16 protein-coding genes, 1 pseudogene and 1 riboswitch are annotated in these 14,835 nt (G+C 39.2%); of the genes and pseudogenes, 4 read left to right on the top strand and 13 right to left on the bottom strand.

Going from position 1 to position 14,835, the window contains the following annotated elements; translation table 11 throughout:
* The first annotated feature begins 5 nt into the window (after positions 1 to 5).
* Entirely contained in the window at positions 6 to 1,049 is a 1,044-nt protein-coding gene (locus ACQKEZ_RS03815) for a bifunctional transcriptional activator/DNA repair enzyme AdaA (protein WP_427298943.1), read from the top strand.
* Positions 1,050 to 1,241: 192 nt separating this feature from the next.
* Here the strand turns inward: ACQKEZ_RS03815 and ACQKEZ_RS03810 are convergent, their stop codons facing one another.
* The 7 genes and pseudogenes from ACQKEZ_RS03810 to ACQKEZ_RS03780 form a co-directional block, all read right to left on the bottom strand.
* The gene (locus ACQKEZ_RS03810) at positions 1,242 to 1,595 is read right to left on the bottom strand and encodes a GNAT family N-acetyltransferase (RefSeq protein WP_427298941.1); all 354 of its coding nucleotides are present in this window, start codon (positions 1,593 to 1,595) and stop codon (positions 1,242 to 1,244) included.
* A gap of 115 nt (positions 1,596 to 1,710) precedes the next feature.
* Positions 1,711 to 2,175 carry a 6,7-dimethyl-8-ribityllumazine synthase gene (gene ribH, locus ACQKEZ_RS03805; protein ID WP_427298939.1) on the bottom strand — a complete coding sequence of 155 codons (465 nt, stop codon included), beginning with the start codon at positions 2,173 to 2,175 and terminating at the stop codon, positions 1,711 to 1,713.
* Positions 2,176 to 2,211: 36 nt separating this feature from the next.
* Positions 2,212 to 2,826, bottom strand: a pseudogene (gene ribB / locus ACQKEZ_RS03800) (3,4-dihydroxy-2-butanone-4-phosphate synthase); the annotation flags it as partial.
* An 11-nt stretch (positions 2,827 to 2,837) separates the two neighbouring features.
* Positions 2,838 to 3,485 carry a riboflavin synthase gene (ribE, locus tag ACQKEZ_RS03795; RefSeq protein ID WP_427298937.1) on the bottom strand — a complete coding sequence of 216 codons (648 nt, stop codon included), beginning with the start codon at positions 3,483 to 3,485 and terminating at the stop codon, positions 2,838 to 2,840.
* Between the two features lie 257 nt (positions 3,486 to 3,742).
* Positions 3,743 to 3,887: riboswitch (FMN riboswitch) on the bottom strand.
* 115 nt (positions 3,888 to 4,002) lie between these two features.
* On the bottom strand, positions 4,003 to 4,347 hold the full coding sequence (locus tag ACQKEZ_RS03790) for a hypothetical protein (RefSeq protein ID WP_427298935.1): 345 nt from the start codon (positions 4,345 to 4,347) through the stop codon (positions 4,003 to 4,005).
* A gap of 240 nt (positions 4,348 to 4,587) precedes the next feature.
* On the bottom strand, positions 4,588 to 4,824 hold the full coding sequence (locus tag ACQKEZ_RS03785) for a DUF2164 domain-containing protein (RefSeq protein WP_427298934.1): 237 nt from the start codon (positions 4,822 to 4,824) through the stop codon (positions 4,588 to 4,590).
* A 225-nt stretch (positions 4,825 to 5,049) separates the two neighbouring features.
* A complete protein-coding gene (locus ACQKEZ_RS03780) occupies positions 5,050 to 5,631 on the bottom strand; it encodes a TetR/AcrR family transcriptional regulator (RefSeq protein ID WP_427298932.1) in 582 nt (193 codons plus the stop codon).
* 447 nt (positions 5,632 to 6,078) lie between these two features.
* On the opposite strand from ACQKEZ_RS03780, the gene ACQKEZ_RS03775 reads away from it, so the two are divergent.
* Complete coding sequence (locus tag ACQKEZ_RS03775) at positions 6,079 to 7,290, top strand: MFS transporter (RefSeq protein WP_427299325.1); 1,212 nt, start codon at positions 6,079 to 6,081, stop codon at positions 7,288 to 7,290.
* 291 nt (positions 7,291 to 7,581) lie between these two features.
* Here ACQKEZ_RS03775 and ACQKEZ_RS03770 read toward each other — a convergent pair whose 3' ends face one another.
* Entirely contained in the window at positions 7,582 to 8,019 is a 438-nt protein-coding gene (locus tag ACQKEZ_RS03770; RefSeq protein ID WP_427298930.1) for a peptidylprolyl isomerase, read from the bottom strand.
* A gap of 345 nt (positions 8,020 to 8,364) precedes the next feature.
* On the opposite strand from ACQKEZ_RS03770, the gene ACQKEZ_RS03765 reads away from it, so the two are divergent.
* Positions 8,365 to 8,745 carry a hypothetical protein gene (locus ACQKEZ_RS03765; RefSeq protein WP_427298928.1) on the top strand — a complete coding sequence of 127 codons (381 nt, stop codon included), beginning with the start codon at positions 8,365 to 8,367 and terminating at the stop codon, positions 8,743 to 8,745.
* Positions 8,746 to 8,871: 126 nt separating this feature from the next.
* Entirely contained in the window at positions 8,872 to 9,774 is a 903-nt protein-coding gene (locus ACQKEZ_RS03760) for a DUF1002 domain-containing protein (protein WP_427298926.1), read from the top strand.
* Between the two features lie 209 nt (positions 9,775 to 9,983).
* Here the strand turns inward: ACQKEZ_RS03760 and lysA are convergent, their stop codons facing one another.
* The 5 genes from lysA to spoVAD all read right to left on the bottom strand — a co-directional run bounded on the left by lysA (position 9,984) and on the right by spoVAD (position 14,825).
* A complete protein-coding gene (gene lysA / locus ACQKEZ_RS03755) occupies positions 9,984 to 11,303 on the bottom strand; it encodes a diaminopimelate decarboxylase (protein ID WP_427299324.1) in 1,320 nt (439 codons plus the stop codon).
* Between the two features lie 114 nt (positions 11,304 to 11,417).
* The gene (locus ACQKEZ_RS03750) at positions 11,418 to 12,890 is read right to left on the bottom strand and encodes a spore germination protein (RefSeq protein ID WP_427298924.1); all 1,473 of its coding nucleotides are present in this window, start codon (positions 12,888 to 12,890) and stop codon (positions 11,418 to 11,420) included.
* A complete protein-coding gene (locus ACQKEZ_RS03745) occupies positions 12,844 to 13,452 on the bottom strand; it encodes a stage V sporulation protein AE (RefSeq protein ID WP_427298922.1) in 609 nt (202 codons plus the stop codon). Before ACQKEZ_RS03745 ends, ACQKEZ_RS03750 begins: the two co-directional genes overlap by 47 nt.
* A gap of 6 nt (positions 13,453 to 13,458) precedes the next feature.
* Complete coding sequence (spoVAE, locus tag ACQKEZ_RS03740) at positions 13,459 to 13,809, bottom strand: stage V sporulation protein AE (RefSeq protein WP_427298920.1); 351 nt, start codon at positions 13,807 to 13,809, stop codon at positions 13,459 to 13,461.
* Positions 13,809 to 14,825 (bottom strand): stage V sporulation protein AD, encoded by a 1,017-nt coding sequence (gene spoVAD, locus ACQKEZ_RS03735; RefSeq protein ID WP_427298918.1) that lies wholly within the window; start codon positions 14,823 to 14,825, stop codon positions 13,809 to 13,811. The genes spoVAE and spoVAD overlap by 1 nt, the downstream gene beginning before the upstream one ends.
* Positions 14,826 to 14,835: the final 10 nt, after the last annotated feature.

Raw genomic sequence — 14,835 nt, 5'->3', positions numbered from 1 at the left:
ATCATATGATGATGACCGAAGAAAAAAAACATGAGTTTTATCAAGCACTTATTGAGAAGAATCCACAATACGATGGCACATTTTTCGCCGGAATCAAAACAACCGGCATCTTCTGTCATGCGACCTGTACAGCTCGAAAACCTAAGTATGAAAACTGCGAGTTTTATTTTACAGCAGAAGAAGCCCTTCTTGCTGGATATCGACCGTGCAAGCGCTGCACGCCATTAACATATCCAAACAGCATCCCTGAAGAAGTAGAGGTACTCGTCACAGCAGTCGAACAGCAACCTGAAAAAAGATGGAAGGAAGAAGACTTCCGGCAATTAGGTATACACTCTGCAACAGCGAGGAGAAAGTTTAAAGACATCTATGGGATGACCTTTGTTCAATATGCTCGTTCACGTAGAATGGGCTTGGCCTTTAAAGAAATTCTTAATGGAAAAAAAGTCATTGAACAACAAGTCACCTTTGGCTATGAATCATCCAGCGCCTTTAATGATGCTTTCACAAAGATTATGGGGAACCCGCCCAAAAAGGCGCAAGTGAATATCCTCCATGCCAATTTTATTTCCACACCGATCGGACGCATGATCAGTATTTCAGATGCAACTCATGTGTATTTACTTGAATTTATGGACCGAAGGGGATTAGAGAGGGAAATTGAGACAATTAGAAAGAAACACCATGCCCGCATTTTAGTCGGAGAAACAACCGTTCATCAACAATTAGCACGAGAGCTGACCTTATATTTTGAAAAGAAATTAACGCAGTTTACGGTCCCGCTTTCCTTACACGGAACGCCATTTCAACGAAAGGTGTGGGATCTTCTATTGAACATCCCAGCAGGTGAAACCAGGTCTTACCTAGACATGGCAAAGATGCTTGGCGATCAGCATTTGGTAAGAGCCGTCGGCAACGCAAATGGGGTCAATCAAATCGCTATTGTCGTCCCTTGTCACAGGGTCATTCAAACGAGCGGTAAACTAGGAGGATATGGCGGCGGAATTGAACGAAAGAAATATTTACTTCAGTTAGAACAACGTGTGTAAAAAGAAAAAGCGGCACTGCTTATTGTTGATGCAAGCCGCTTTTCCCTTCACATGTGATGCTTTATACATCTACGAATTGATCCCATGATGAAGAAAAATACTTTAAAAATTAAAAAAGCTTGTAGAAAAACATGAGTTTCTCTACAAGCTGAAGCAGAGGTGTGTAATCTCTGCTTTCGATCATATGGAATATTAGTTTGTTTCACTATGACATTTCTTAAAGAAGCCTTGCGTTAATTCATTCGGAATGAGCAATTTTGACTTAAACATCTCTTCGATGGCTAAAACCATTTCCTTGCCAATCCCTTGATCACGATGCGATGGGTTGACACTAATATGCTCTATTTGTACTTGATCGTTTGTTTTAAAAACACCGATTGCGCCTACAATATCCTCTCCATCTTTCCAAAGGAAAAGCTGCCGATCTTCATCCGTTTCATACGACTTAATCGTCTGCTGAAGCTGTTTGACGTCTTTTTCACCCGGCATGAAGGACAGAAGTCCCATGGCAATCTTTTCGAAAGACCTCTTGTAACGAATTAACATACATACCCCTCAATATCGAAATTATCCTATTGTCCAGCAAATGTTAAGTTCGATTCATTTGCTCATCACACATTATAAACATTTTTATGCGATTTTTAAACTCTTTTTATCGAATTTAGCTAAAAGACCGATTCAAATTTGCCATTTCGATGGCGGCAGCAGCGGATTCACTGCCTTTATTACCAGCTTTGGTACCTGCTCTTTCAATTGCTTGTTCAATTGATTCAGTTGTCAGTACACCAAAGATTATAGGCACTCCTGTTGTAAGTGCGCTTTGTGCAATTCCTTTTGCCGCCTCGTTACATACATAGTCATAGTGAGTTGTCGCACCGCGAATCACTGTACCAAGCGTAATCACTGCATCGTATTTTTTTGTTTCTGCTAGTTTTTTTGCCATAAAAGAGATTTCAAATGCACCGGGCACCCACACGACATCAATGTCATCTCCATTTGCTCCATGTCTGAGCAGTGTATCTTCTGCTCCATCTAGCAGTTTGCTTGTGATAAAATCATTAAATCTTGCAACAACAATCGCAAATTTCAATCCTTCTGCAACTACATGACCTTGTATCGTATTCATATGACATTCATCCTTTTTCTGTGATTTTTATTTGGTTTCTAATGATTTTGTTTGGTTTTTTAGGTGTTCATAAAGTGTCTCAATCGTAATCATTTTTAATCCATATTTTTCTTGAATGTTCGTAAGCTCTGGAATTCTTGCCATCGAGCCGTCGATATTCATAATTTCACAGATGACTCCGGCAGGCTCAGATCCAGCGAGAAGCGCGAGATCAACCGCTGCTTCAGTATGCCCTTGACGCTCCAGCACCCCGCCCTCTTTTGCAATGAGTGGGAAGACGTGTCCTGGTCTTGCAAAGTCCTCTGATATTGATTGCTCATCAAGTAAAGAAAGAATGGTTGTTGAACGCTCAAATGCGCTAATTCCTGTTGTTGTAGAGCGGTGGTCGATACTAACTGTAAATGCTGTTTCATGGGTATCTGTATTTTTTTTCACCATTGGATGTAAATCTAGGCGCTTGGCAAGAGATGCTTGAATAGGTGTACAAATTAGCCCCCTGCCATACATTGCCATAAAGTTGATGACTTGTGGTGTTGCATGCTCAGCAAGTGCCACGAAATCTCCTTCATTTTCTCGATTTTCATCATCAACGACAATGATGACTTCTCCTTGCCTTAGCGCATTTACTGCCTCTTCTATAGTATGAAACATATCATCGCCTCCTAAAATCCATGCTCTCTTAAAAATGCGTGTGTCATGCGTGATGGATGACCTACTTTATTGCCTTTTGTCAGAAAACGATAAATATATTTACCAATCATATCGCATTCCACATTGACAATATCACCGATTGATTTAGTCGGAAAAATAGTTCCTTCAAGCGTATGTGGAATAATAGATACCGTCACTTTTCCGTCAGCTAAATCAAAGATAGTTAGGCTAACACCATCTAAAGCAATGGAGCCTTTTAATGTGAGCATGTCTGTTAGAGACTTGTCCATTTCCAAGCCATAATAAATGGCATTGCTCTTTTTTTTCATTTGGGTCATAACAGCCGTTCCGTCCACATGTCCAGAAACAAAATGTCCTCCGAATCGACCATTTGTTGACATGGCACGTTCTAGATTCACTTTACTTCCTGACGTTAATCCACGAAGTGATGTGGATTTGACTGTTTCTGGCATAACATCTGCTGTAAATTGTTCTTTTGTGAAACTTGTCACGGTTAGGCACACACCGTTGATAGCAATACTATCTCCGAGCGCAACATCTTCTAAAATCCGACTACACCCGACGAGAAGCTTCATCGCATCAGCCGATGCACTTAACATCTTAACCGTACCAATCTCTTCAATGATACCCGTAAACATGTGATCCTCCCTTTCTTCATAAGCTTTGAATTCGCTCATTGTATGTTAAAGCGATTTTAAGGGGACTGTCATCGATTGAGCACCTTCGTCGCTTTAAACAATCAATACAAATATGATAAGGGATCACCAATCAAACACTGCATGCATGAATGATATATAAACATGCAGAAAGCCCCGGAAAAATTTCCGGGGCCTGAGATTTTTAAGCATCAAGAAATAGAACTATGGTTGAAAAAAATTTTCAGTCATAGCTTTATTTTATCCTTCTCCCATCCAGACTTTCACTGTCGGCTTCAGCTTTTCACTGAATCAACCGTTAATAACAAATTAACGGGTCACGGGCTGTAAAGCATTTGCTTTATTACCGTCGGTCGGGATTTTCACCCTGCCCCGAAGGATACAATCGATATCTAGTTGTCCTTAGGAGATATTATAGCGATCATCTTTTATAAATGCAACAATGATAAATCTTGCTTTTCTCCATCAAAAAAAGCCTCCTTATAGGTAAGGAGACATGTCAATTAACGACTTTCACTACTTTTATGAGACCATCTATTCTTTTTTCATTGCTGAAATAGGCTTTTATACGGTCTCCTTTTTTCAAATCAGCGCCATCATCCTCAAATTTTTTCCCGCTAAAGATGATTTTTGTACCATTTTTTGCTTGACCATAATATTCATCGCCATCAATCTTCGTAATGGTATATTCATAAATTGTATAATCTTTATCATTATTCGTCAGGCTTTCTCCAATGGCCGTTGGAACGTCCTCAATTTTTATGCCATTCATATACAAATAGCCTACTCCTAAACAAAGCAACAAAACAAAAAGTATGGCAATCTTTAATTTAATTTTCCCCATAGTTAGAACCTCCATCATCTGTATCTCGCCTATTTGTATGTGCTATTTCGCTTTTTCATGAAACAAAACCAAAAAGCTCATTCACGGTTACTGATATAACGAATAAACTGTTATATTGGTTTCCAGCCTTTTATCATGACATACGATACGAATATCCGTTCTTCATTAAGGGGGTATTTTTCTTTCCTCTTTATCAGTTAGTAAAGCACACATCATAAAAATGTAAAAGAGGCTTTTTGATTATACTCTTTTTTCAAGTGCGAATAGGTCTTCTTCTAACAATTGTGATCGCTGAACAGCGATGTTGCGACTGTCACGAACCCCTTGATTATAATAGTAGCTTCCAAGGTTTTTTGTGATAAATTCTAGTATATTGATAGCAGCTAATTCACCAATCTCTTCTTCTCGTTCTTCGGAAAAGTAACGCTGAATAGCAATCATCATTTTATTTTTTTCTTCTTTTGTTAATGGTTTCAATATTATCTCCTGCTTTCTTTCAGCATGACCACATGCTTTCATGATTTGCAGATGTCAATCTTTTTTCATCTGTATGTGTATGACAACCACAAATGCGAATGTTTGTTCTATCATAATATCATATCACAAAAACGGATTCTGTGCATGGTCGTCCAGAAAGAAAAAGCGTGTTTTGAAAAAATTGAAATACGCTTTTAATATACTTAATGAAAACTGAAATTTTGATCAATTTAATAGCGATAATATCGTCGCTACAGAATGATCTACAAATGAACGCTCTGGACGAGATTTCATTAATACGGTAAGTCCGATTAATGAAACGACTAGTGTCTGAGCTAAAACTTTAGCATTCAGGTTGCTTTCGAACTCACCTGAGCGAATCCCTTGGACAATCTTTTCTTGAAAAATGACCGAAAGATACATCTGATGCTCTCTTGTAAGAATTTCAAATTTCTCTTCGTGAGGGGCAAGTTCCACTATTGTATTAATGCAAAAACATCCCTTGCTCGGACTTTCTTTATATTCCTCTTCCACTAAATCTTCAAAAAATGTGTGGAATGCTTCCTTTACAGATAGATTATTTTGAAGTTTTGTTCGAATATGGGCAGCATGTAGCTTTGTATATTTGCGTAATGCAGCTTCAAACAATTCCTCTTTGTCTCCAAAAGCTGAGTATAAGCTTGGTCGTTGTATCCCCATTTTGGTAGTCAAATCGCTTAATGTAGTCGCCTTGTAACCCTTCTCCCAAAAAAGCAACATTGCATCATCCAACGCTTTTTCCTCATCAAATTCACGTTGTCGAACCATAATAAATTCCTCATTTCAAAAATAAAATTTCTTCACTTGATAATTAATCTTGTGCTTGATTTATTTTTTATTTACTCATTGATTCCGAATGTGTCGATTTGAAACCAGTATTCAACTATTTTTCGATCCTCTATCTGACATGAACTTTTTGATTTTAAGAAATTAATTTTAAAATTTGAGTCATGGATATTTAATCCTCTCTTTAATTACCAATCGGTATATTATGATTTTATTTAATTCAAGTTATATTGTCAAACTGTGCTCTTTCTTTCAAATACAGCATTCAAATAACTGAATAACTTACTTGACACCAAAACGTTTTGTTGGTTATCCTTATCAGGAATCATTTTATACCGATCAGTATATTATACTTATAAGTACAAAAAGGGGATATAAGTAATGGAAAAAGTGAAAGAAAAAACAACAATGACAATTGAAGATCCTGATATGAAAACGAATCAATCACAAATAGGATTCGGATCAACCATGACTCGCTATATGCCACTATTGTTTGCAACAGCCTGTGGGATGGCTGTTGCAAACATATACTATGCACAACCGTTACTAGACTCACTGGCGACCGAGTTCAATATCACCCATTCATCCATCGGCATTGTCATCACTATTACTCAGCTTTGTTACGCGCTAGGGTTGCTACTGCTAGTACCACTCGGTGATCTATTGAATCGACGTCGGCTAATCCTCTGTCAGATGCTTTTATCCGTGTTGTCTCTGATTTTGGTTGGCATCGCCCCCATCATCACTGTGCTGTTCACCGGGTTAGCTGCGGTCGGCCTGCTTGCTGTGGTGACTCAGGTGCTCATAGCGTTCGTATCGACTTTGGCTGCCCCAGCTGAACGTGGCCGTATAGTTGGCTTGGTGCAAAGTGGAGTCGTGATTGGTATTCTGCTCGCACGAACATTCGCTGGTGTACTAACCGATCTCGCCGGTTGGCGTTCGGTCTATCTAGTTTCTGCTGTCATGATGCTCATCATGACTGGCATATTGTTGCGAGTACTACCGCGTGATGAAAGCGAAAGAGAGTCATTATCCTATCCGCAGCTACTTCGTTCAATGTTCACATTGTTCATGCAAGAACGAATCCTACGCATCCGTGGAATACTGGCTCTTCTGATTTTTACTGCGTTTAGTACATTGTGGACTTCGCTAGTGCTACCTCTCAGTGCTCCACCATACTCTCTTTCACATACCGCTATTGGAGCGTTTGGTCTTGCTGGAGTTGCCGGAGCTTTAGGTGCTGCTCGTGCTGGGGGTCTAGCTGATCGAGGTTTAGGGCAGTTAACAACCTGCATAGCCCTCATTATATTGCCAACATCATGGTTTCTAATCAGTTTTACCGAACATTCACTTATCGCATTAGTCATTGGCGTTATCTTTCTTGACTTAGCTGTGCAAGCAGTACATGTGACCAATCAGGGTATGATTTTCACAGTACGTCCTGAGGCGAGAAGCCGCCTTACTGCTGCTTACATGATTTTTTATTCCATCGGCAGTGCCATAGGTTCAATTGTTTCTACCAATATATACGCAAACTATGGATGGAGCGGAGTATGTCTATTTGGTGCCTCTGTCAGCGCCTTAGCCCTTTTGTATTGGATCATCACCTACCGTCAAATGGAACAAATCAGAGAAAATTAATACCGGTTTTTATCTATTTTTGAAATTCTCCAAGACATAAATGTGACAATAATTGAAGTATGGATTTTCTTCATGTGTACAGAATTTAAATATAACATCAGTAGAATAAGTCTTTTGCACATTAGGCTTTAAAAGATTGTCGTGTACACGTGCATATGGTTCCGCCTTCTTTTTTGTTTTGCTTGAATGCTTTGATGAATGTTCATTTTCATTCAATCATTTTGTTTTCTATTTGAAATTGTATAAAATACAAATAAATAAAAAAACACCGCGATTAAGCGGTGTTTTCAATTAAGCATCTGCAACTTCGACTTTTTCCATGCCTTGTCCCTGTTCCATGTCAAGAACAGCCTCAATACCAGAAGTGACTTTACCAAACACTGTGTGCACGCCATTTAAATGCGGCTGTTGGTCATGTACGATAAAGAATTGGCTTCCACCAGTATCTTTGCCAGCATGCGCCATAGAAAGGGAGCCTCTTTCATGCTTATGAGGGTTTCCTTCTGTTTCACATTTAATTGTGTAACCAGGGCCTCCTGTTCCATTACCGTTTGGATCTCCACCTTGACTCACAAAACCTGGGATGACGCGATGGAATTTTAATCCATCATAGAAACCTTCGTTTGCTAGCTTTTCAAAGTTTGCTACAGTACCAGGAGCAGCCTCTGGGTAAAGTTCAAACTCAATTTTTTTACCATTCGTTAATTGTATGTATCCTTTTTTTGCCATGATGATCAATCTCCTTTCAGGTTAAACAACGCTCATTATAGCACATTTTGGGTGATGATAAACATTATCTGTACTTACTTTTATGATTACTTTCCTCGTTTCGTCTTATTCACCTCGATGTTAAACATGGCTAGAATAAAGAAATCTATATGATGATGGAGGCTTTAAATGATTCTATACTTCCCGTATTTCATGACATTTCTCATCTGCTGTATATTATCGAGCGTATTCTTTTTATGGACGACAAAGAAAAAAATTCTTTCAGCACCATCCAACAGTATTGGTTATTTTCTATTGATGAGCCTCGCCTGATTCGCTTTATTTTTAATAGGTACTTTTCCGGGTGTGACCATTTTTCTTGTTGCACTGATGGTCAGTCATGTTTTTGAAGGATATGTCACATATCGTGCACTATCTGATTTATTTCTTCTTAGCTTTTACATAGGGATTGTTAGTTTTATGGTATGCTTGACTTTAGAACTTGTAGCGAAAGCAATTGGTGCTCTTTTCTCTTTAACAAAGTGGATCGTTACGTCACTCGAATTTATCGCTGCACTGATCGGTGTTTATTTTTCTATTACTCTATTAAGAAAAAGCGTACCGCATGTTGAAATTTTTGAGGAAGGGATGGTTCAGTTATCCTTTCTTATTGCAGTTCTTTTTTATCTTCTCGATCTGATATTGACTCGCTTAGAGCAAAAAAGACCAAGACAAGAAGGATCTTAAAAAAAGAATTTGAAACGAATTTGCTTTGTTGTTCGTCTAAATGTTTGAAATGCACTACTCACTGTGCATTCAGAGAACAGTCCCTTTGTATCATGAAAGGGCGCTTTCGACTTGAAGGAGGTCAACATGTTTAAAAAAACAATGGTTGGTATGATGGCTACACTTGTGCTTTTAATAGGTACGCCAAAAGTCAGCTTAGCAGATGCAGCTGTAGGTGATGTCATTGTCACACTCGGTCAGGACTTATCAGCGGCTGATCGCAAAAAAGTACTTGAAGAGTTAAATCCACCTGAAAATGCCACAACAATTGAAGTGACGAATAAAGAAGAACATGAATATTTAGGGAAGTATATTCCGAGTTCACAAATTGGCTCTAGAGCCCTATCTTCATCTTCCATTACAATTGAAAAATCAGGTAGCGGTCTCACAGTAGATACAAAAAATATTAAAACCATTACAGATGAAATGTATTTAAATGCTTTAATGACAGCGGGAGTAAAAGATGCAAAAGTCGTCATTACTGCCCCATTTGAAGTATCTGGTACTGCGGCATTAACGGGATTACTCAAAGCATACGAGGTATCTAGTGATAAAGCCATCCCAGAAGATGTAAAGCAAGTAGCAAATGAAGAGCTTGTCACAACTTCTGAATTAGGCGATAAAATTGGAAATGAGAATGCGTCAGCAATCATTGCAAAAATCAAAGATGATATTGCGAAAAATGGCGTACCGAAAACAACAAAAGAAGTGGAAGAAAGAGTGGATCAAGCAGCATCTGATCTTAACTTAAATTTAACCCAAGATCAAAAGGATCAGCTCGTTGCGCTTTTTGACAAAATGAAAAATATCAATATTGATTGGAAAGAAGTCGGTTCTCAAATCGACAAAGCCAAAGATAAGATTACAAACTTTATTGAATCAGATGAAGGAAAGAACTTCTTACAAAAAATTTGGGATTTCTTTGTCTCCATCTGGAACGCCGTTGTATCAGTCTTTACTGGTGGAAACAGCTCGTCTTCAACAGAGTAATCATATATGCAAAAAGCTGTTCTATTTAAACGAGATAGAACAGCTTTTTTTCATGCAAACATATTTACGTGTTTTTTGATCACAATATAGCTCTACCTAAGAGCGGGAGATATTACAGCTAAACCAAGTATTTCTCATGATGTCATTCATTTTTCTTTTTCTCGATCAATAAAAAAAGCTCATAGAATAAATCTACAAGCTTTTGTCACTTATGATTTTACTCTAGACTGATATGGCAAATCTAATTTGACAATATCTTCGTATGTTTCTCGTTGTACAACAAGCTGTGCTTCTCCGTCTTCTACAAACACAACGGCTGGTCGAGGGATGCGGTTATAATTGTTTGACATGCTATAGCCGTATGCACCTGTACAAAAGACTGCTAATAAATCCCCTTCTGTTAACTCAGGCAGCTCAATATCCCAAATAAGCATATCGCCACTTTCACAACACTTGCCTGCAATGGATACAACATGGTCATGCTTTTCACTAAATTTATTTGCACTTGCTGCTTCGTATTTTGCTTGATATAAAGCAGGTCTTATATTGTCACTCATGCCACCATCGACTGCTACATAATCACGAATACCTGGAACATGTTTAGATGAGCCAATCGTATAAAGTGTCGTCCCTGCATCTCCAACAAGGGAACGACCAGGCTCTATCCAAATTTCAGGCAAATCAAACTGATAGCGAGATGCATTCTCTTTTACAGCTTTAATAATTTTCTCGACATATTCAGTAGCCGGAAGAGGCTCGTCTTCCTCTGTATAACGAATGCCAAATCCTCCTCCGAGATTAAGAACCGTTGAATTAAATCCAAATAATTGTCTCCACTCGTCAAGCTTGATAAAAATTTTGTCTGCAGCGAGCACAAAACCTGCTGTATCAAAAATTTGTGAACCGATATGACAATGTACACCAAGTAATTCAAATGCATCCGAGGCAAGGACTTGTTTAACAGCCTCATCAGCTTGTCCATTGTGAAGATCAAAACCAAACTTTGAATCTTCTTGACCTGTCGTGATGTAATCATGGGTGTGTGCTTCAACACCTGGCGTGATTCTTAGAAGAATTTTCACCTTTTGCTCTAGCTTATTGCCAAGCTTCTCGATGAGCTTTATTTCATAGAAGTTATCAACAACAATACAGCCAATACCATGTTCAAGTGCCATTTTTAGTTCTTCGCTGCTTTTGTTGTTGCCATGAAAATGTATTTTATCTGCTGGAAAGCCTGCGCGAATGGCTGTATGAAGTTCTCCGCCTGATACAACGTCAAGAGAAAGCCCCTCTTCCTTTGCAAGCTGAAACATTGCAACAGAGGAAAAAGCTTTACTTGCGTAAGCCACTTGTGCCTTTAAATTTTCTTCTTTAAATGCTTTCTGAAAGTTTTTTGCACGTTCCCGTATTAAAGCTACATCATATACATAAAGAGGCGTTCCATAAGTCTCTGCTAAAGAAACTGCGTCAACACCACCAATTTCTAAATGACCCTTTTCATTTTGTCTGCAAGTGCCGTGTAAAAACAATTTCATTCCCTCTTTCTCCGCATCGGCTAAAAAAAGACAGCTGCGTTAGCTGCCTTTGCCGTTTCTCAAAGTTAAAGATACAATATCATAATCTTCAGCCAGTTTCAATTGGACTTAAGAATTTGGCGGAATTTTTGATCTGTTTTGGGGATGAACAATACTTGGTCTTACTTTTGAGCCTGGGACCGATGTTCGAACGAGAACCTGCCATAATGCCTTCCCATTAAAAGGAATGAACGGCCACATATATGGCGTTTGCAAAGAACGAATTGATGTTAAATAGATGATTAATAAGGTGAAGCCAATAATTAAACCATTCAGCTTGAATATTGCAACAAGAGCTAAAATCAATAAACGAGCCATTTTATTCGCAATACTTAATTCATAGCTTGGTGTTGTAAAGGTTCCAATCGCAGCTAATGATACATACAAAATGACCTCTGGTGTAAATAACCCAACATCAATGGCAATTTGTCCGATTAAAACAGCGGCGATCAAGCCCATGGCAGTGGATAGAGCAGTCGGTGTATGAATGGCTGCCATGCGCAAAAATTCCACTCCAAAGTCTGCAAGAAATACTTGTACAATGACAGGGATATGTGAAGGTTTGTTAAATCCAATATAATCTAGGTTCTTTGGAAGTAGGTCTGGTTCTAAAATGAATAAAAACCAAATGGGCAAAAGAAAAGTAGAACAAAGAATCCCAAAAAAGCGCACCCATCTCAAAAACGTACCAACAGCAGGTGTTTGTCTATATTCTTCCGCATGTTGTACATGGTGAAAAATCGTTGTTGGTGTAATGATGACACTAGGAGATGTATCTGTAATGATGATAACATGCCCTTCTAAAATGTGATTCGCCGCCACATCTGGACGCTCTGTATAACGAACTAGCGGAAAAGGGTTATAGCCTTGCTTGATGATAAATTCTTCTAATGTTTTATCAGACATTGTCATTCCATCAACTTGAATTGATTCTAGTTTCTTTTCAATCGCCTCCACTAAATCATGGTCTGCAATGTCTTCTATATAACATACACATACATCTGTTTTTGAACGTTCTCCTACTTTTAATAGCTTGAAGCGCAGTTTTTCATCTCGAATACGTCTTCTAATTAGGGATGTATTGACAATAATATTTTCTACAAACCCGTCTCTTGCCCCTCTGACGACCTTTTCCGTATCGGGCTCTTCTGGCGTTCTGCCTGGGTAGCTTCTGACATCAATAATAAAGGCGTAATTTTCACCTTCTATTACAACAGCTACAAGACCAGATAACACTTGATCTACTACTTCATCCAGTGTTTCAACTTTTGCAACTTGCTGGTTGACAAGTCTATTCTCAACAACATCTGCGATTTCATCTGTTTCAGGCTCGTTATCATTGATTTCAACGAGTTCTTTTAATAAATAAATCACATACTGTGTGTCACATAAGCCATTTACATAGTAAAGCTGAACTTCTTGATCATGTATATATATTTTGCGTACTCCGAGATCAAAGCTGAGCCCCATCCCGACCTTTTCCTTGAAGTAGTCCTCATTTTTTCTCGGATCTTGGTACACGTGCACCTTCTCTTTGCCCATGAAAACCGCTCCTTTCTAAAATTAATTCAACTGCCTTCATTGTGATGGGAGAGCCTTTACTCAAATCATCTTTTCGCCCCATTTTACCTATATCCCCGATTCCTACAACGAGCGGAATGTTAAGAGAATCTAGGCAATAAACGGTATCTCCACTCATTTTATGAAGTTCTAGTTCTGGCAGTCCGTATTTGTCGACTCCATATTCTGTGAGTTCGCCATCTCGGTCGATTGAGACATCTACCTTTGTCCATTCTGCTTGATGTGTTTTAGAAGCAACAGCAATCGCTCCGAGTACCTCTATCTCAGGATGATGTGCCACATGTTTCATTGCCAACTCTCCAGTCCCCTCACCTGTTAAGCCAGAATCATCAAACATGACAAATACTGGATCATAGGGCGTCTTTAAGATTAACTTGACCAGCTCAGGGCCTGTTCGTTTACTTGGATTACCTTTTGAGCTTGATATACATCTCCCACCAAAGGTACGTGCGGCAAGTTCAATTGTTTTGGCAGCATAAATATCGCCATCTGTCACTAAAATAACCTTTCGTTTTTGCCCCATATATGATTATCCTTTCGGTTTGAAGATCAGTGCGACAAGAAACGAGAATAAAATCGCGGCTGAAATACCAGCAGAGGTCAATTCAAAAATTCCAATTCCAATTCCAATAAATCCATGTACATCAGCTTGGTGCATAGCCCCGTGGAGCAAACTATGACCAAAACTGACGATTGGCACTGTTGCGCCCGCTCCTGCGAATTCAATAAATTTATCATAAATACCAAAACCGTCCAAGACCGTTCCAACCACAACAAATGTAGTCATTACATGTGCCGGTGTGAGTTTGAAAACATCTAACAAAATTTGTCCCACGACACAAATGAGTCCGCCCGCAACAAAAGCAATGAGGTATTCCATTATTCATTCCCTCCCACGCGTTCAAATACAACACCATGTGCAATGGTTGGAATGGTTTCTTTTTGCTGAACCATCATCGGGCTAAGTAATGCCCCCGTTGCTACGACAAAGACTCGCTGCAAATTCCCAGCCCTCATCTCATTAAAAATATGGCTAAACGTCACAATTGCTGAGCAGGCACAACCACTTCCGCCTGCAAACACATTTTGATCAGGTGTGTAAATGATCAAGCCACAGTCATCATGTTTTTTTCCTAATTGAATGCCCTCTTCCTTTAATAAATCCTTTAATATCGGGGAACCAATGCCAGATAAATCGCCTGTAAGGATGAGATCATAATCATCAACGGTTCTACCCATATCCTCAAGGTGCTGTTTAATGGTATCTGCAGCAGCTGGTGCCATTGCAGATCCCATGTCGAAAGGATCTGTAATTCCTAAATCCATCACTCGTCCAACGGTCGCACTTGTTATTTGAATAGCCGAGGCTTCCTCACTAATAATGACAGCGCCACTACCTGTTACGGTACTTGTTGCAGTATCTGGCTTTTGGCCACCATATTCTGTAGGATTACGAAATTGTCGTTCTGCCGTTGCATTATGACTGCTCGTTGCTGCAACCGCTCTTTTAGCAAATCCACCATCCACTAGAGCTGAGGCAAGGGCGATCGATTCCATTGAAGTGGAGCATGCGCCAAACAAACAGAGAAATGGGATTTTTAGTTCTCTTGCCACGTAGTTAGCTGTGACGTTTTGATTTAATAAATCTCCTGCTAATAGCAGATCAATATCGCTTTTTTGTAGATTTGCTTTCGATAGTGCCTTCGAAATCGCATCTTCCATAAGTTGCCGTTCTGCCATTTCCCAGTTTTTTTGGTCACAGTGCATTTCATCATACGTTTTATCGATTAAATGGCCAATCGGCCCCTCTTTTTCTTTTGGTCCGGCTGCCGTTCCTTCTGCATTGATATAGAGTTTATGTTCAAAAACCCATGATTGTTTTCCTGTTAATTTCACTTTCCTTCCC

Origin of the sequence: Bacillus sp. NPDC077027 (assembly GCF_050269555.1) — a bacterium.
In the GTDB taxonomy this organism is placed as follows: Bacteria; Bacillota; Bacilli; order Bacillales; family Bacillaceae; genus Bacillus.
Note: the sequence above shows the minus strand (reverse complement) of the source record. Positions and strands in the feature narration are given on the sequence as shown.